Below are 17,938 nucleotides of genomic sequence, written 5' to 3'. Positions count from 1 at the left end.
ACGCTGGTTTTGTGCAATGTGATAGGCATAAGCAGCCGCCTTCAAGTAAAGCGTTGGATGAGCGCAACGTTGGCAAATTCCGCTACAACGACACTGATTGCAGATTCGAGTAAATTTGCATCGCGAACTCCGTTTAACCCGCCAGAGTGTTCGAGAACGAAATCGTGAAGTTGAAAAATATCCTCACAAGAAAGCAAAGTGATTTCGTGGAACGTCATTTCGCGAGTTTATGGAAAGTGCTGCTATGCTTTGTGAGTACCTTTTTTGCCGATTTTTCGAGTACACTCTTCGTTTTTTCACGAATCGGCGCGATTACCAACCGATCGCCATCGGTTGTGATGTCGAGTTCCGTGTCGCGGTCAATGCTGAGCAACTCAAGAATCGGCTTTTCAATCACAATGCCTAAACTGTTGCCAATCACCGATAATCGTTTTCGCATATTGCCTCTCCGTTCTACATACATAATACGTAAGTTATAACATTTATTAGTAAAACGCGAGTAATGAAAACTACTTTCCCAAATAAAGCGGTTGTGCGAGTTTCCGTTTCGTGGCGGTGACGCGTTTCTGTTCGGAAAGATTTTTTTGCTGTGCCTCGTCGGTAAGGTTGCCGGCAAGTTGGTTTTGCAATTGCTTTAACTCATTCTCGAGCAACGGCTTTAACAACTGCCGTACGGTATTATCCAGCATCGATACTTCGTAGGAAAACGGATCGGTATCGACCGGCGGCATCGGCGAAGCAATCATCTGCTCGTCGATCCATTCGGGAAACCCTTCGTATTGTTGCGCCACGCTGCGAATCTTCTCCAACGTCGGCAATTCCCCATTCTCCAGCCAGGAATCGAGAAATACGCCAAACAACGCTTGCAGGGCGGGCACTTGGAAGTAGGCGGGACGGAGGTATTTCTGCAAGTCGCGATGAATCCGGAAGTGCTTTCCCGGTTCGCGATAGCGAATCATGAATCCGATAATCCGTGCTTCGAGTTCCGCATTCGGCGAAGCTAACGCCGCTTTCGCAACCGGCGCCGGGTCGTCCGGGTCGTCATAGGATTTTTGTACAGCAACGCGGGAGAGCTCGTGGCGGACAATCGATTCGGTAATCCCGATTTTCTGCGAAAGTAACTTTATCCAGAATTCGAGTTGTACTTTATCCTGCATCGCCCGCAGCACCCGCACCAATTCGCGTAACACAATCGCGGAGCCGGACGGCGTCGCGAGCATCCCCTGTTCGCTAAAGTGGTCGAGTTGATGGTCGAGCCACCCTTTCCCCTCCGCTAATAATTGTTGAAACGCCTCAGCGCCGAATTTCTGGACGAAAGTGTCGGGGTCCTCCCCTTGCGGCAGAAACGCGACGACAACATCCAGCCCTTCGGCGATTAGTACGTCGCCTCCCCGCAATGCCGCTCGCCGTCCGGCGTCGTCACCGTCATAGACCAAAAATACTTTTGGCGCGAATCGTAGCATGAGCCGTGCCTGCCGGGTGGTGAGGGCGGTGCCGCTGGTAGCAATCGCATTCCCGATGCCGAATTGTTGCAAAGAGATACAATCGAGATACCCTTCGACGACAATCGCAGTATCGGTTTTTCGGATGGCGTCGCGTGCCCACGATAACCCGTAGAGAATTTCGCTCTTCCGGTAGATGGCGGTTTCGGGGGAATTTAAATACTTCGCCGCATCGTCGCGGCCCGGCCTGACACGTCCGCCAAAGGCGACAATTCTTCCCGACAAATTTTGAATCGGAAAAGAGATGCGGTCGCGGAAACGGTCGTACAATTTTCCTGCATCGCTGCGTCCACAGAGCCCCGATGCGAGGAGATTTTCCAGTTTATGCCCTTCGCGCAATGCAAGTTGCGCAAAATCGTCCCAGTTTGCCGGGGAGAGTCCGATGCCGCAACCGTCGATGGTCTCCCGGGTTAATCCGCGGTTTAGCAAATAGAGCATTGCAGCTTTTGCGTCGGGATTCGCTTTGTCGCGCAAGCGGTCGTAAAAGAATTGTTGGGCTAAATCGTGAAGCCGGTAGAGCGCTTCGTGGATCGAGTCGTCGGCGGTCGGGCGGTATTTCGGCAGGGGGATGTTTGCCCGTTCAGCAAGGCGGCGCACTGCTTCCGGGAAAGCGATTTTCTCATACTTCATGAGCCAGCCGATGGCATTGCCCGATTCGCCGCAGCCGAAGCAATGGAAAATCTGCCGTCGCCGATTGACGGAAAACGAAGGGGTCTTTTCTTTGTGGAAGGGACATCTGCCGAACAGGTTATCGCCGGATCGTTTGATTAACGGTACGACCGCGCCAACCAACTCCACGACATCCGTGGCTTGCAAAATGCGATCGATAGTTTCCTGTTCGAAGCCTGCCATTGCTCTCTTTTACTCTCTTTTCGGTTGAGGTGGTTGTAGAAGATACACCAACCGTTTCCTATCGAACAAGGTTTCCTTGGGATGAGCTTTTTATGGTGGTTACAGGTCTCCCGACCGGTAGTGGGTAGGTGTCAAAATGCTTTACCCGTGATGATGAGGGCGGACATTTTCTGTGCCGCCCCTACCCGCGGGGGTACTGGCGATTCTCCAGAATTGCATTTTTTAATACAGGTCTGGAGACCTGTCGGTACCCCGTAGGGGTGGTTCGCGCACCACCCGAAAGCAACGGGTCATTCACGAACGACCCCTACAAGCGGCGGTATTTGCCGCCGGGGATGACTGCGAAGAGGGGCGATTTGTTAGTATCAGGATGGCGGGTACTATTGTAATTGAGATCGCGGCGGATCGAAGCATCGGGCGTCAAACCGAAATCCCAATCGGGATATTTTTCGATGACAAGTTTCGTTATTTTAGATCCAAAATTGTTTTAACAAACCCCTTCCGAGCATAGAATGCACGTGATGTACTCCCATGTCCAGGACCTTTCGTTCTTGGTTGTATTAAGACACCCATTTTCCCTGTCAGACTTGTATATCCCAAGGTTTTAATAGTTGACTGTACAAGTTCATAATCTGCTCTAACTTGATTAATAATATTAATATCGGTTAAATCGAATTGGGCGACATCCACAAGAGTTGAGTGTTTTTCTTCTTTTGATTCAAACTCTCTCGCTACAATCAAGATTTTTTGCATCTTTGCAAGCAAGTGGCTGTCCTCAAATGATGCATCACGTACATTAACTTCATCAATCATAGTTATTGCCATCGTCTCTTTTGGTACTAATTTTCCATTAATCCTTTTAAGTGGAACAACCTTCAATTCCCATGATCCAAAATTTGGTGATTGCGATGAGTTCAGTGGAAGACCAAGATGCCTTTCAATCGTATGCCCACACCATCCTTTATTCAATTTGCCGTTTTTCCAAACGGTGACATTGTACTGATGTGCTATAGCGACAAGGTCTTGACCTTCTAATTGTTGAATCCGCACAATCGCTTCGTGACGCTCCATTACTTATCCTTGTTGAAGTAGAATCTCTCGTTCATGTTGTTACATGCTTCTAAGTAACGCTTGCGAGTTATCTCCAAATACTCTTCATTTGATTCGACACCGATATACTTTCTTCCGAGCATTGCTGCCATTATTCCGGTTGCACCTGTGCCATTAAACGGATCTACCACCATCTGACCGGGATTGGAACCGGCTTCGATGATGCGTCGTAAGAGCGCCATCGGCTTTTGGGTCGGGTGTTTCCCGAATTTCTTCTCGTCGCTACGAGGCGCTCCGATTTCAAAGATATTGGGGGTTGTTTCTTCCGTACGTTGGACATTCCTGTCCGACGGGCGTTTCCGAGAATCGTCCGGTTGTGTAGGGGCAGATTTCAAATCCGCCCGGTGCATCGGCGGAGACGATGCAAAGACATTTGCGGATGTTCCATCCTCCCGGGTCGAATTGAATTCGACCCCTACTCGTTCGGAAGGGGGTAACCAGAGCAGCTCTTCGTCGGATGGGGGTTGTCCCCAAAAGCTCCGCATCTGCTTGCCGCCATTCTGACGCTTCATCTCCGGGTAATTGAACACGTACTTCGACTTTTTCTCCCCTTTGACCAAGCCATCGTTGCGCGCCGCCCACAAGACGATTTCCGTCGTGTGGGTAAAGGTGCGACAGGCAAGGTTCGGCGGTGGCGCTGGTTTCACCCAGACGATGTCATTCAAGAGTTTGAAATGAAGCTCCTGCAATGCGAACCCGATGTTGTAAATGATATGCATCGTCCCGGTAATCCAGATGGTCGCATCCGGCTTCATTGCATCCCGTGCCGCCTTCAGCCAATTTTTCACCATCGCATGATCTTCGGTCGGCCCGTTGGATTTGTCCCACCCCCCTTTATTGACGGAAACCATCTTCCCCGATTGACAGGTTATCCCATCATTCGAGAGGTAGTAGGGGGGATCGGCAAACACCAAGTCGGCGTATGCGTCGCCAAAGGTGGTTACTAACCGGGGCAGGACATCGAGACAGTCGCCGTGATACAGCGTAAAGCTCTTGTCGTCGGATTGAAAGTAGATTTCAGACATGATGTATTGATCTACGATCAAATTTGGGCGAGATCAAGTGGAGGAGAGGTGATAGGTAATGGGTGATAGGTAATGGGTGTGGGTGGTGGGTAGGGGCGGACCATCGTGTCTGCCCGATAATGGGTAGCGACAGGTCTCCAGACCTGTATTAATTGGCGAATGCCATAATACCGGGCGCAAGCGTTTGCGCCCCTACACTGGGCGACCCAGAGGGTCTGCCCCTACAATACTGAAATTACCGTTTCCACTTCACATCTTCTTTGCCGAGCGAGAAATTGGCAAAGCGCGCCATCACAAAGAGGAGGTCGTTCAATCGGTTCAAATACTTCACCACTTCGGGATTCATTGGGCAGACGATCTGGGCAGCAACCGCCAGCCGCTCCGCCCGGCGGGCAACGGTACGCGCGATATGCAATCGCGCCGATAGTTCGCTACCGCCCGGAAGGATAAAGGCGCGTAACGGTTCGAGTGGTAACTCCAATTCATCGATCCAATTTTCCAACTGCTTCGTTTCGGTTTCGCTGGTGCGTTTAATCGTTCGTTTCAAATCGCCGTTTGAGACATAATCCGTCGCCAAATCGGCACCGAGTTCAAACAGCTCATGCTGTAAATCGCCGAGCATCGTATCGAGCCGGATTAGTCCAACCACATTCACGAGCGGCGAATCGATTTTATCAGAGGTCGGCAGATTCGCTACAACTGTGCGCTTACCATTGCGATTGGTCGTGAACTTATCGGCGGCAGAAACTTCAATCGCTTCCTGCAAAGCAACGCGCACCCAACCGAACAGCGAATTTAACTCGTCGACTGTACCGTACGCTTCGACGCGCGCATCGGTTTTTGATACATTACCGCCGCTGAATAGCGACGTCGTACCATTATCGCCAGTACGAGTATAGATGCGGATTTTCTTCGGTCTCTTTTCGGTCATAGCGATTGTTCCATCATTTGAGAAAGATGATTGGGATTGTACGGTTTTGTGAACCGCTTTTCACCCGAAGGTAATAAGTGCCAGCGGCAAAATGCGAGGCATTCCACTGCCATGATATATCGTTCGTTGTGGGGAAATTCGTAAGCGTCGAATATACAATACGCCCACCCGAATCGTACACGTAACACTGCACCGGCTCACCGAGTGGTACGCTGATTTTCGCCGAAATCGTTGCATTGAACGGATTCGGGAATGCCGATACTGCAAAGGTTGCGGGAATTCGGTTGGCTGATTCCGGGACGCTGGTTTGTGCTAACCGTTGCAGGACATTGGCGACAGGCAACAAGATATTTCCGTGAAAATCGAACAGTGCGAGATTCTCCCATGGCGAACCAAAGCTCGCCGTCGATACCCACGCCGGCTCCCAATAACAGATACCGCGTCCCAAGCCATTCGGCAGCGCTGCCACAATCGAACCAACTGAATCGAGAAATGCCGCTTGTCCATCGGGTGTCGCGGGAATACCGGGGAGTAATTGCGAACTCGTACCCACGAGATTGAATGTGGTATCGTTCCAACTCAACGTCCATGGATATGCCGTCTCTGCAATAAAAATCGGACGCTGGAAAGTATTCGCCAGCGTGGTTACGGTTGTACGAAATTGAGCAAGCGAGCCGTGCCACCACGGATAATAGGAGAGCGCAATCGTGAAATCGGAACCGATGCGAGTTTGCAGATTGCGATAGAATGCAATCGCCCGGGTAGAATCACCACTCAAATCGGTGTGAAGATATATCTCGGGAACAATTTCTCCCGCAGGAATCGCGTCGTGCATTCCGCGTATTGCAGACTGGAGAAAACTGGCAAAGCGATTCCATTGCTCCGGCGTATTCCACGAACCATCGACCCGCCCGCTATTCCAGAGCATTCCATTCGTGATTTCATTACCGATTTGCACAGCCTGTGGCGTTGCATTCGCAGTACGAAAACGACTGAGCACATTGTACGTGTATTGATACATCGAATCGCGGAGTGCGGTATCTGACAACCCTTGCCATGCGGCGGGCGGCGTTTGTTGTCCGGGGTCTGCCCATGTATCGGAATAGTGGATGTCAAGCAGAATTGCTAACCCTTGCGCGGAACATCGTGCGGCAAAAGCGACGGCGGAATCGATACCGTGCCACGGTTCGGTGGGAGTGTGCCACAACCGGATACGGATGAGCGTTACCCCACGTTCCTGCAAGAGGGTAACCGGATCGCGAAGTTGTCCATTGGCATAGAATTGCGCGCCATTCATTTGCACCCGGGGGACAATCGAGTAGTCGCCACCGATCTGGAAACTCTGTGCCAGAGCAACAGTTGTTGCGAGTAGTATAACCAGTGCAGAACAGAGCAATTGAAGCGATGTAACGCGAGTCATCGCTATTGCCGCAGTTGGAAGTTTACGGTCGTCGTTAGATTTTTTCGGATGATGACATTGGTTGCATTGCGCGAACGATAATTACTCTTTGACGCATAGACTGTAATCGTATCGACCCGGAGCGAATCGATGCGATAAAAACCAAGCGAATCAGTTGCGACGGTATTCGTATCGGGAGAAGTCGATACGATAGCACCCAATATCGGCGTGCCGGTAAGACTGTCAGTCACTTGTCCACTAAGAATTCCGAATTGCGGAATCATCATGATATCACGGGCAAGGGTTCGGCCGCCCGGCAAAAAGAAATTCATCACCCGCAAAGTATCGTAACCAATGCGTGCCGCGACGATGTTGTAAGTGTCGGCGGGAATATCGGCGAGGGTGTAGTACCCGAAAACCGTTGTCGTTACTGTTTGCGATGCCGGTTCGGTGAAGACTTGTACGCCACCCAATGCGTGTTGGTTCAAGCTGTCGGTGACACGTCCGGTAATGGTACCGATGGTTGGTACAGGGGTAAGTACAACGTCGATACTCGAATTTCGGTCGCCGGTGACACTGACATCGTGGATAGTGGCAGTTATGAAACGCTCGGCAGTAACGATTAGCTGATAATTCCCAGCTGGCACCGCATTGATAAAATAACTGCCAAAGAAATCGGTTTGTGCAGTGTAGGTTGGAGGATTGGTTGAAACATGCGCCAAGTAAATCCCGGCACCAGAGGAATGGTCAGTAATGTGTCCGGAAATCATGCCGAACCGCCCACTCGACGCATCATCGTTGCTGGTCGTCGTTTTCTTACAACCGGGTGCGAAAAAGAATAGCCCGATGAAAACCATCAGGAAAAACGCAACCAATCGAGTATGCTTGTTCATCGCATCTAACCCCTATCCACAATTCACCCTATCGCGAATATACAGATATTTTTCAACGCAATCTCAGCGATTTGAGCGAAACACTCAGCCGATCATGCCGAACCGTACTTACAAAAGCGAAAGAAGTCAACCACGAAAAGACCCGTAAAAAGCTAACAGCCGTTGCAACACCAGGGACGATGAAAAGTTGAACGGGCGCTCGTCTGGTTGCAACGATATTGTCGGGTCACTGTCCGATGGGCCTACTACGTCGAACATTACATTGTATAAGTAACGCGCGCCTTCATTGCCATTCTCATGTGATAATTATGAGATACTTTCATGTTGAATTGTCTCAAAGCATTTCGCAAAATTCCCTATTGTTCTGTTTTATGTCATACTATATTCACGGCGGAGAATCGAGAACATCCGAACATCCCACAATTTCCCTTTAACGAAAACGAACTCGCGTAACGTCCCCTCGTATTTCATACCCGATTTCAAAATCACCCGCTCGGAAGCGATATTCCCATCGAAGCAACAGGCATCTACCCGATTAAGTCCCATCGTCTCAAAGCAGAAAGTAAGCACTGTCTTAACCGCTTCGGTCATTATTCCGCGTCCCCAATACGGTTTTGCGATTACATAACCAATTTCTACGCGAAAATGCTGCGGGCGATAATTGTGCATACCAAGTGTACCAATCACTTTGTTTTCTGGTTTGTAGACAATCGCCCAGATCCCCGGTACTTTTGCATCGTAGGCTTCCAAGGACATCTTTAGAAACGTGCGTGTTTCCTCAATGGTACGGTTGGTGTCCCACAACATGAAACGTGTGACTTCGTCTTGGGAAGCATATTCAAAAATTGCTTCCGCATCATCCATCGATAATTTCCGCAATAACAACCGTTCGCTGGAAAGCTCGGGTTGATCGAATGCTAACGGATTAATCAGAGAATCCATGTATTCTCCCAAGAAAAAAAGGGGTGACCGTTGTTCGGCCACCCCTTCTTGTATCACTTGCTTGTTACTTCAGTAAGGCAATCTTCCGGGTTGATTTGAAGTTGCCGGCCTTCATTTGCATGAAGTAGGTACCCGACGATAATGCAGTACCGGATGCATTCTTGCCATTCCAATTAACGGCATGGCTGCCTGCCGGGATATCGCCATCGATTAAACGAATCACTTCGCGACCAGTGATGTCATAGACTGCCAACGTCATCTTCGCCGAATTCGGCAATGCAAACCGTACGGTTGTGCTATTGTTGAACGGGTTGGGATAATTCTGCAGCAATGCAAATTCAGTCGGTAACTGCGATACGGTTACGTTCACCGTCATCGACATCATTTCGCCAACGCCGTCGAGGTCGATCGAGCGTAGTGCATAAGTATAAGCACTGCCCGGTACCACGGTGTTATCGACGAAGGAATAGTTATGACGATCAGATGAGGTGCCATTTTCGGTTTGGCTGCGTAATTCAGTTGCGCTGCTATAGCTTGCAACTACGCTGTAATCGGTCGCGCCATCCAACTTACGCAACACTTCAAAGCCGGCATTGTTAACTTCGGATTCTGTTACCCATTGCAGGTGAACCGAACCGTTACGCGACGACGCATCGAATTGCGAAAGCTCGACCGGTAACAAGTTATCGCCTTGCTCCAATGGGAAACTACCCGCGGCAGTGCCCGATGCAAACGTGATATCGCTTGCAGCATTCACCGTCGAAGTGATGTTGTGTGTATCATCAACGTTACTCGACAGCGACACCGTTAAATAGATGTAACTGGTCGATGTTGTAACCTGCTGAGATAACCCACTGAACGTTACCGAATTACCATAGCTTTGACCGCTACCGATTTGAGCGCCGTCCGCCGGGAAGGTTGCCGCATTTGCATTTGCCGAATACCACAACTTGAAGCCGCCCGCTGCAAAGTCACTTGAGTTCGCCGAGCCGCCAATCGTAAAGGTCACCGAAGTTAATGTATTGGTTCCGGAGTTCGTATACATCGACACCCGGTAAATACGCTTATTCGATAAGTTCTCCGGGAACTGAGCCAAATAACCCGGGTAAGCCGTTCCCGCAACGTTTGCATTATTGACAGAAGTCGTGTACATCCAGTTTGTAATCGTGGTGGATGCCGCGGTATTACCGAGATCGTCCTGATAGGAGAGGGTTACAGTGTAGTATGCGCCATTCACTAATGAATTGGTGCTGCCACCCTGTAAAGTAACGACCGTCGCATTGCCGTCAAGGTCGCTGCCAGAGAACGTATGAGTTTGTCCATTACCACTGGCTAAGTTGCCTGCGGTAAACACCAAAACGTGTGAGTTACCATCGGCAGAACCGCCGGTACGGGTAAACGAGACCGTCTTGGTCGTTGCTGTCGCCGCTTCCGGTTGGTTATACACTAACACCAACGAGGTACCGCTAGTGTTGCTGGCAGGCGAGGTAATCGCCGGCGCGGAAGTTTGCGTGTCCATCGTAAAGCTTGTGCGAATCGTCGAGCTGGCAACCGGGTTTTGATCGGCATCCCGCATATCGAGACGGAGGTCGTAGGTCCCTGCGGTAATTGCCGTTACGCCCGAATCACTTGCGACATTAACACCAAAGTCGCTATTGCTACCGCCACCGGTGCTAACTAAGCCATTGGTTAATGTAACCGAGCCAGTATGAGCGCCGGACTGTTCCGAAGTCATCGTCCAGGTGCGCAACACATCGTCGGAGGTGTACGGACCGCCTGCTGGGAACCAACGCAGTTTCACCGATGCATCATACGCTTGTTCGTTTAAAGTGTATGCTAACGATAATGTCGCATTATCGCGACTGCTGTTCGCCGGGGTCGTTAACGTCGGTGCCGTTGTCGCTCCGTCGGTAGTGCTAAACGACGTATTGGAATTAATCGCCGAGTTAATCGGTAAGTCAATTGCCGCAATACGGCAAGTATAGGTCAACCCGAGCTCGAGTGCAGTACCATCCGGATTGTTGTAAGTGAAATTCGCATCGGATGTGATATTGCTTAAATCAACTGTCACATTTTTTGCGCCGGAAGTAAAAAATGAGCTTGCTAACGTCAATTCGTGCGGTGAATTCAAATCACTCGCGTTGATGAACGATAACACCAAGCTGTTATAGACTTCAGCATTCGTCCACTGGAAGTTGAAGTTGTCCGGTGAACCATTCAATGTGATTGCTTGTCCACTGGTCGGGGCTGTCCATGTCGTCGACTGGGTGCCGGTATCATAGACAAAGCTTGCATAGTTTGCCGTTGCTTCGTCATGGCCTGCGGCATCCTGATAACCGATTATCACATTGTAGGTGGTTCCATTCGCAAGCGCGGTCGTATTGGTCTGCGAATCGATTGTCGGTAATGTCGTGCCGCCGTCGTTACTCGCTGCGACCACGGAGAATGTACCGCCACTATACTGTAATGTTCCACTGTAGGTTGCTGCAGTAGTATTCGAGAAAGTAATCGTCTGTACAGTGCTGCCGCCGCCGGTTTTTATATACAGCTTCATTGAACTGGCAGTTGCCGCTTCGGGAATCGTAAATTTCACTTTGATCGTCGAGTTATCGCGGCCACCCTGATAGCTGCCCGATGGTGTCGTTAATGTTGGGGCTTGCGTAACGTCGGCGTTCAAAGTCATGCGGAGGTTGTCATAGGTCGCGCCAAACGCACTGTTCACTGTTACAATCGTGGCATCCAATCCGGTTAAATCGTAATAGGATACATAGCCATTGGTGTACTGTGAAGCAGTACCAATCGCAGGATAAGTACGAATCGTAACAATCATGTCCAAACGGGTGGTTGTACCAGACCAGTTGGAGGGGACAACAAAATACCCCTGCACATTGGTCGAAGTCGATGGGGTAGTTCCAGGACTGGTCAGTGTAAACGAAACCGGATCGTTAAAATCCAAGTTGTCCGATTCATCATAACCCAATAACGTAATTGAGCCGACATTGTTGTCGTAATCGCAGACATCCTTGAAACGTCGACCAGTTAAGTCCAGTGTCATTTTCACGAAAACGGTGTCGCCGCGATCCACGGTAACATCGGAAGCGCCGGTACTCGCGGAATAACCGATCTGAGTAACCGAGACTCCAAATGCTAATGGCACAACAAAAAGTATCAGCATCGTTGCGATACTCATTGCGTATAACTTGCTCATTCCAAATTTCATTCCAACCTCCAAAGAAAGCTTCCCCACAGCGAGTTGTCTCGTTGCTATTCTGTATTAAAGTATTAAAGCGTTCTCATAATAGTAATAACTTCCTCTGCCAAAAAATAACATCCAGGCAAGAGGTTTGATCGTGCGATAGTGATGTGGCACACACGACTTCAAACAAAACGAAGCCGCAGGCCGTTTGCTTCCTAAATTCTTCAAATCATCTCTCAAATTATACGAACTTACTTCACCAGAATCAAGGAATAATATTCTGGAAAACGATAGGTGAGTACTGGTACTTATAACTCAATGTGACGGACATAACATCGCAACACAAAAGTGATTTGATAATAGGCATAATACATCTAAACCACTTCGTACGCACTAAAACGCACGACTCTTGTTATTCACTTGAGCTACGAAAACTACATATCAGGGTAATTGAGTTCTATAACCGATTATATGGTAATTCCGTGTTCGGCTTCGCGTTTAAACTGCTCTAAGAGTCGATTAAACTCGGGGTCGTGCTCCGCTTTTTCGCGGATTGTTTCCCTGCCATGGAGAATTGTGGTGTGATCGCGTCCGCCTAATCGGGCTCCGATTGCGGCGAGCGACAGTCCAGTAAGTTCGCAACTCAATGCCATTACAATCATCCGGGCTTCCGCCAACGGTTGCTTCCGCGATTTCGAGGAAAACAACTCCGGCGCAAGCCGGTAGTATCGGCTGACGATTTCAATGATGCGATCCACAGTAACTGCGATTTGGGGTTTCGAGAGTAAATCGTGAAGGGTTCTACGCGCAACGGCAACCGACAACTCGCTCATTTCGAGCGATGCGATTGCCAATAATCGGATAACAGCGCCGCGCAAATTTCGAACATTGGAAGTGATATGAGCCGCCAAAAAATCTTCGACTTCAACCGGCAGTTTTACACCGTCGCGTTCTGCCCATACCCGTAAAATCGCGACCCGGGTTTCGTATTCCGGCGGCATCACTTCCACCACCAAGCCTTGCGAGAAACGGCTGCGCAACCGTTCTTCGAGACCGTCCAACTCTTTCGGAGTGCGATCCGAAGTCATGACGATTTGCTTGCCGGCATTGATGAGCGTATTGAAGGTGTGGAAAAACTGTCGCTGGGTTTGTTCGCGCCCCATGAAGAATTGGACATCGTCTACTAACAAAATATCAGAGTCGCCATACTGATCGGCGAAGTCTAATTTTTTATCGTGTTGAACCGCACGAATAAAATCGGAAGTGAATTGCTCGGCGTTAGTCAGTACCGGATGACAATTTTCCATCGTCTGCATGCTGAGATTCGCAATCGCATGAAGCAGATGCGTCTTTCCTAATCCGACACCGCCGTGTATCAGCAGTGGATTGAAACGATTTCCTCCCGGCGATTGCGCTACCGCCATCGCTGCCGAGCGCGGCAGCCGGTTTTCCTCGCCAGCAACAAAGGTTTCAAAACAAAAATCGGGATCGATCTTGAGCGATTGTACCGTTGCTCGTTTCACCGGTGGTTTTGCTGTAATGGCCGAAATCGTTGGCTCAGAGTTGCGTTTTGCTTCAGTTAGCTCGGGGGAATTGGATTTATGCCAGTCGCCACTGCCTACTTCGAACACGGTCGCAAAACCATTGCCTAATACCCGTTGCGCACATTCTGTCACCGGTTCGACATAATGCGATTGTAGCCATTCCAAGTGAAATGCGCCAGGGACGGCAATGACAAATTGCTCACGTACCGGGTCGAGTCGAATCGGACGCAAAGAATGAAACCATGTCCGCACTGGATCGTCTCCGATCCGAATGGTAAGCTCATTACAAAATCGCTTCCAGAGGTTATCGAGGTCGGAGGTTGCTTTGTCAGTGTCTTGAAACGTCATGGTTTGGAAAATGTCCGGATTGGATCAGGTTTCTACAGGATACGGTCGGTTGTCGAAATCGGTAACCGAAAGAACCGCCCTCCCGAGGAGGCAGGAGGGCGGTTCACTGAACTGACAAACCCCTTAGGGGTACAGTCAACATAAGGCTCGTTCCGGTAGTTGGCAAGATGTTACGTCTGTTTACCCTTGCACACATCAGACCCTGAAAGGGTCACAACCAGACAAGTATTTAAATAATAACAGGATATAATTATCCACAGGAGGGTTTTATCCCCCTTCTCGGAGAGCGAACTCGGCGAGAAACCAACGTCAAAACATACAACCCATTTAAAACCAATAGGATATACATATTATTATTAATACAAGAGATATAACAACAATATTGACAATAGCATTATTACTGTCTACTGGCTCTATGCATTTGGATGGGGGGCGTTTGTTGAAACTACCATTTCGCAACGCATGATTGCATTCAGTTTCTTACTTGACAATCTCTCAGCCGGTTCAAATCTCAAACCGCAGAAAAGTATGCGTGACCCCTAAAACTGAAAAACTCATCCTCCTTGCGAGTAATCCGTAGTGATGTCTCGCTTCTGTCGGAAACTCCAGACGGTAAAGTTATCTACCTTAAAGGATGAGTCAGCTACCATCGTAATGAGTAACCGGTGCCGCCACATCAATTGATTAATCCGGCTCTTGAGACCGCCGGTGCAATAACCGTAGATATCGGGATGGACTGTGATGCGGAGGCGACGTTCGCGCGTCGCCAACCGGAATCGCTTTACCCAGCGTTCCAGCGCCGTCATAACCGTTTCCCTTGACGCAACCAGCCCGGTACCACTGCAAGTCGGACAGGGCGAGTTAAACGTGTATAACAACGACGGCTTGATCCGTTGCCGGGTCATTTCCAATAAACCGAATTGACTGATCGGAGCGACGTCGGTTTTTGCACGATCCTTTTTCAATTCCCGCCGCATTTCGTCTTCGACCCGTTTCCGGTTTCGATCTTCCCACATATCGATGAAGTCGACGACGATGATACCGCCAATGTCGCGCAACCGTAGCTGACGGCAGACTTCCCGCGCCGCCGCCACGTTCACCTGCGATGAGTTTTCCTCGTGGTTCTTCTTCCCGACAAATCTGCCACTATTTACATCGATTGTGACCAAAGCTTCGGTATGGTCGATAATAATGTATCCGCCGCCCTTAAGCCACACTTTTCGCGATACCGATTTTTCAATTTCGGTTTCAATCCGGTAATAATCGAATACCGGCGCCTGCCCGGTATAGAGCGTCAACCGGTCAAGTAGATTGGGTGCGACATTCTTGAGGTAATCTTCGATTTCTCGGTAGAGCGGTTTGGTATCAACCACTAAATGATCGATATCGCTGGTAAATAAATCGCGAATTATCGAACTGGCCAACGAAACATCTTTATAGATGAGACTGGGCACCGGAACAGTATGCGACTTGTTCTCGATCTGCCGCCAGAAGTTGTGAAGCTGCATTACATCTTGCCGGATGGCATCGTCTTCGCGGTTCTCGGCTACTGTTCGCATAATCAAGCCGCAACCTTCGGGACGCATTTCGGCAGCGATTTGCTTAAGCCGTCGTCGTTCCCGGAAATCGGCAACTCGTCGCGACACCCCAACCGCTTTTTCCCCCGGCATCAATACACAAAATCGACCGGGCAACGCGAGCTGACTCGTGATGCGAGGACCTTTCGTACCGATAGGTTCTTTGATGATTTGGACGAGGATATTTTCACCGACCGAGAGTTTTGCACGCTCGGCGCGGCCACGGTCATCGACTTCGATATCTTCTTCGGACAGTTGTCCCGATAGGTTATCCAGCGAAAGCGCACCGGATCCGATATCGGAAAAGTGGAGAAAGGCATCCTGACTCCAGCCAATATCGACAAACGCTGCGCGCATCCCTTCGAGGACTTTGCGGACTTTCCCCATGTAGATGTCGCCTACTGTCCGCTCGTTTTCCGGCCGCTCGACAAACAACTCGACCAGAATTTCGTCTTCCAGGAGGGCGATCCGGGTCTCGCTGGAAGAGGAGTTGATAATAATTTCCTTTTTCATTCTCAAAGCTCCGGGGAGGGTTCGCTTCCCGGCGCCATCGCGCGCGGTGCCTTATCCTTCCCGTATTTCCGGTGCACTTGCTGGCAAAAGCTATCGCTCCCCCGCCTATCAGCAGGAGCAAAGGAAGCGCAAGAATCGTGCGTAACCAGCTCAGTAACATCCGAAAGTGATCTCCGAAGCCATTCGGCTTCACTATTTACCCATCCCATTCCACCAGAAAATGTCGAACAGGCGTCACAATAAAAACGATTTATGTTCGTTTCGACGAACCGATCTTACTACTTAGGCGCTAAATAGCGTAACAACGTTCCATATCGCTCTTGTCGCGAAGCGCCGCCGCGGGGAACGATTAAAATATTTGCCGAAGATTGGAACCGCTGCGATTCGGAATTGCCCAAGGCAGCGTGCCACTTACAACCGGCATTCGCACAAATCAAATCGGTGACTTCATTGGCAGGATCGGATAAATCAATCACCAAATCGGCTTGCCAACTGCGAATTTCATCGAGAAATGTGCGTTTCGGTAACCCAAAAGTGTTAAAGTGCTGTTTACCAAGCACCCCCCACGACCGGAAACCGATCGGAATACTGCCTGACACTTCGTCATAATGCACTATACGAAATTCCGCGTCCGAGAAAAAGCTTGGAAGCCATTGAATTGCACGAACTGCTTCCTGAATTGGGCCATTCAAGGGGGGAAAGCACACCAAAACTTTTTGGGGAAGGATTCCTCCCCGATAGCGAACCAGCTCCTCCGATTTCCAGAGGGCTCGATAACGGCGCGACAGGATTTGATATCCCATTCGATGCCAAAAATCGCTAATGACCGACATACGCTTCCTCGACCGGTGAATCATCGCGCTGCAGGCGAACCGCTACGATCCGGTTGCCGGCGCGTTTTTCAACCGTGTACGACCAGTTACCCTGCCGGAAGGTTTCACCGGGATCGGGAACCCGACCGGCGACCGCATACAAGAAACCGCCCAATGTATCGTAATCTTCCCCTTCCGGTACGGCAGTATCTCCCAATTGTTCGTTAATATCGAATACTTGGCAACGTCCCTCTGCCAACCAACTATCCTCGCCGAGGCGTTGCAAAGCTACCGCTTCTTTATCGTATTCGTCCTGAATTTCTCCGATTATTTCTTCCAGAATGTCTTCCAAAGTCACAACACCTGCCGTCCCGCCATATTCATCGACGACAACTGCAAGGTGCAACCGGCGATGCTGAAACTCTTTTAACAACTCGTCGACATGTTTATTCTCAGGAACATAATACACCGGACGAGCTAAATTCCGTAATGTGGTACCCGGCGGGGTTGTTCCTAACATGTCCTTCGCGTATAGAATTCCAAGAATTTTATCGATTGTTCCATCGAAGATGGGAATACGACTATGTCCTGACTCCCGAACTTTGCGGATTGCTGCCTCAATGGGTAAATCAACGCTTAATGCGACGACATCGATCCGGGGAACCATAATTTCACGGGCAGCGGTATCGCGAAACTCGATTACCGCCTTAATCATTTCCCGTTCGGATTCGTTGATTTCGCCATGCTCTTCATCGATTTCGATTAAAGCATTTAACTGGCTGTCGGACATCGCCGGACGTTCCCGTTCGATACCCAGAATACGGGCGATACCCCGCGACAACAATGCAAACGGCGCAGTAACTGGCATTAAAACGTAATAGATTAGTTTTAACGGAAGCGCCACTGTTCGAAGTGTTCGTTCTGGATTACCCGTTGCCATCAACCGGGGAATCAGTACTCCTAATAATAAATAGATCACAGCTAAAAGAACTAAGCTGACGATACCGGTATAAAAAAGACTGGTATTTGATGCCTCAGCAAAGGAGTTTGCCAATCCCATCGTGCAACCGGTCAAACCGATAATCGCCAAAACTTGTCCGAAAACAGTTGTTAACAACAGTTCCCGCGGTTGATCCAAGAGAAAAAGGATTCGTTCGGAGGCGCCACCTCCGGTTTTTTTGATTCGTTCGATTTCATCGCGTTCGAGTGCAAAAAATGCAACTTCGGCAGCGGTACAAAGAAAGGCAAAAGCAAACAGTATCGGTGTTAATACGATATAACTCGCAACGTCCAT

At 49.7% G+C, this 17,938-nt stretch carries 14 protein-coding genes; all 14 read right to left on the bottom strand.

The annotated features are described in order from the left end of the window. Positions 1-41: 41 nt before the first annotated feature. Positions 42-218, bottom strand: coding sequence for a hypothetical protein (locus OEM52_01185; protein MDK9698751.1), 177 nt, complete (start codon positions 216-218; stop codon positions 42-44). Further along, the gene (locus tag OEM52_01180; protein ID MDK9698750.1) at positions 215-439 is read right to left on the bottom strand and encodes an AbrB/MazE/SpoVT family DNA-binding domain-containing protein; all 225 of its coding nucleotides are present in this window, start codon (positions 437-439) and stop codon (positions 215-217) included. Before OEM52_01180 ends, OEM52_01185 begins: the two co-directional genes overlap by 4 nt. Before the next feature lie 70 nt (positions 440-509). Then, positions 510-2,354: a DNA primase gene (gene dnaG / locus OEM52_01175; GenBank protein MDK9698749.1), complete on the bottom strand. Its 1,845-nt coding sequence runs from the start codon at positions 2,352-2,354 to the stop codon at positions 510-512. Between the two features lie 465 nt (positions 2,355-2,819). Then, complete coding sequence (locus OEM52_01170) at positions 2,820-3,425, bottom strand: MvaI/BcnI family restriction endonuclease (GenBank protein ID MDK9698748.1); 606 nt, start codon at positions 3,423-3,425, stop codon at positions 2,820-2,822. Then, on the bottom strand, positions 3,425-4,489 hold the full coding sequence (locus OEM52_01165) for a site-specific DNA-methyltransferase (GenBank protein MDK9698747.1): 1,065 nt from the start codon (positions 4,487-4,489) through the stop codon (positions 3,425-3,427). Before OEM52_01165 ends, OEM52_01170 begins: the two co-directional genes overlap by 1 nt. A 235-nt stretch (positions 4,490-4,724) precedes the next feature. Next, the gene (locus OEM52_01160) at positions 4,725-5,396 is read right to left on the bottom strand and encodes a cob(I)yrinic acid a,c-diamide adenosyltransferase (protein ID MDK9698746.1); all 672 of its coding nucleotides are present in this window, start codon (positions 5,394-5,396) and stop codon (positions 4,725-4,727) included. 37 nt (positions 5,397-5,433) lie between these two features. Continuing rightward, a complete protein-coding gene (locus tag OEM52_01155; GenBank protein ID MDK9698745.1) occupies positions 5,434-6,840 on the bottom strand; it encodes a glycosyl hydrolase 53 family protein in 1,407 nt (468 codons plus the stop codon). A 2-nt stretch (positions 6,841-6,842) separates the two neighbouring features. After that, complete coding sequence (locus OEM52_01150; protein MDK9698744.1) at positions 6,843-7,712, bottom strand: carboxypeptidase-like regulatory domain-containing protein; 870 nt, start codon at positions 7,710-7,712, stop codon at positions 6,843-6,845. Between the two features lie 369 nt (positions 7,713-8,081). Continuing rightward, a complete protein-coding gene (locus OEM52_01145) occupies positions 8,082-8,654 on the bottom strand; it encodes a GNAT family N-acetyltransferase (protein MDK9698743.1) in 573 nt (190 codons plus the stop codon). A 64-nt stretch (positions 8,655-8,718) separates the two neighbouring features. Continuing rightward, positions 8,719-11,874, bottom strand: a complete 3,156-nt coding sequence (locus OEM52_01140) for a T9SS type A sorting domain-containing protein (protein ID MDK9698742.1) — start codon at positions 11,872-11,874, stop codon at positions 8,719-8,721. 443 nt (positions 11,875-12,317) lie between these two features. Continuing rightward, on the bottom strand, positions 12,318-13,742 hold the full coding sequence (dnaA, locus tag OEM52_01135) for a chromosomal replication initiator protein DnaA (protein MDK9698741.1): 1,425 nt from the start codon (positions 13,740-13,742) through the stop codon (positions 12,318-12,320). 554 nt (positions 13,743-14,296) lie between these two features. Continuing rightward, positions 14,297-15,832, bottom strand: a complete 1,536-nt coding sequence (locus OEM52_01130; protein MDK9698740.1) for an Rne/Rng family ribonuclease — start codon at positions 15,830-15,832, stop codon at positions 14,297-14,299. 278 nt (positions 15,833-16,110) lie between these two features. Then, positions 16,111-16,665, bottom strand: coding sequence for a hypothetical protein (locus tag OEM52_01125; protein MDK9698739.1), 555 nt, complete (start codon positions 16,663-16,665; stop codon positions 16,111-16,113). Further along, on the bottom strand, positions 16,652-17,938 hold the full coding sequence (locus OEM52_01120) for a hemolysin family protein (protein ID MDK9698738.1): 1,287 nt from the start codon (positions 17,936-17,938) through the stop codon (positions 16,652-16,654). Before OEM52_01120 ends, OEM52_01125 begins: the two co-directional genes overlap by 14 nt.

The organism is bacterium, from assembly GCA_030247525.1.
Classification (GTDB): Bacteria; Electryoneota; JAOADG01; order JAOADG01; family JAOADG01; genus JAOTSC01.
This window is presented reverse-complemented; position numbering and strand designations above follow the sequence as displayed.

Excerpts from the sequence above, each read along its gene's own strand:
- OEM52_01145 (MDK9698743.1), bottom strand. The coding sequence starts at position 8,654 with ATGGATTCTCTGATTAATCCGTTAGCATTCGATCAACCCGAGCTTTCC.
- OEM52_01170 (MDK9698748.1), bottom strand. The coding sequence starts at position 3,425 with ATGGAGCGTCACGAAGCGATTGTGCGGATTCAACAATTAGAAGGTCAA.
- OEM52_01180 (MDK9698750.1), bottom strand. The coding sequence starts at position 439 with ATGCGAAAACGATTATCGGTGATTGGCAACAGTTTAGGCATTGTGATT.
- dnaG (MDK9698749.1), bottom strand. The coding sequence starts at position 2,354 with ATGGCAGGCTTCGAACAGGAAACTATCGATCGCATTTTGCAAGCCACG.
- OEM52_01140 (MDK9698742.1), bottom strand. The coding sequence starts at position 11,874 with ATGAAATTTGGAATGAGCAAGTTATACGCAATGAGTATCGCAACGATG.
- OEM52_01120 (MDK9698738.1), bottom strand. The coding sequence starts at position 17,938 with ATGGACGTTGCGAGTTATATCGTATTAACACCGATACTGTTTGCTTTT.
- OEM52_01150 (MDK9698744.1), bottom strand. The coding sequence starts at position 7,712 with ATGAACAAGCATACTCGATTGGTTGCGTTTTTCCTGATGGTTTTCATC.
- OEM52_01130 (MDK9698740.1), bottom strand. The coding sequence starts at position 15,832 with ATGAAAAAGGAAATTATTATCAACTCCTCTTCCAGCGAGACCCGGATC.
- dnaA (MDK9698741.1), bottom strand. The coding sequence starts at position 13,742 with ATGACGTTTCAAGACACTGACAAAGCAACCTCCGACCTCGATAACCTC.
- OEM52_01155 (MDK9698745.1), bottom strand. The coding sequence starts at position 6,840 with ATGACTCGCGTTACATCGCTTCAATTGCTCTGTTCTGCACTGGTTATA.
- OEM52_01165 (MDK9698747.1), bottom strand. The coding sequence starts at position 4,489 with ATGTCTGAAATCTACTTTCAATCCGACGACAAGAGCTTTACGCTGTAT.
- OEM52_01185 (MDK9698751.1), bottom strand. The coding sequence starts at position 218 with ATGACGTTCCACGAAATCACTTTGCTTTCTTGTGAGGATATTTTTCAA.
- OEM52_01125 (MDK9698739.1), bottom strand. The coding sequence starts at position 16,665 with ATGTCGGTCATTAGCGATTTTTGGCATCGAATGGGATATCAAATCCTG.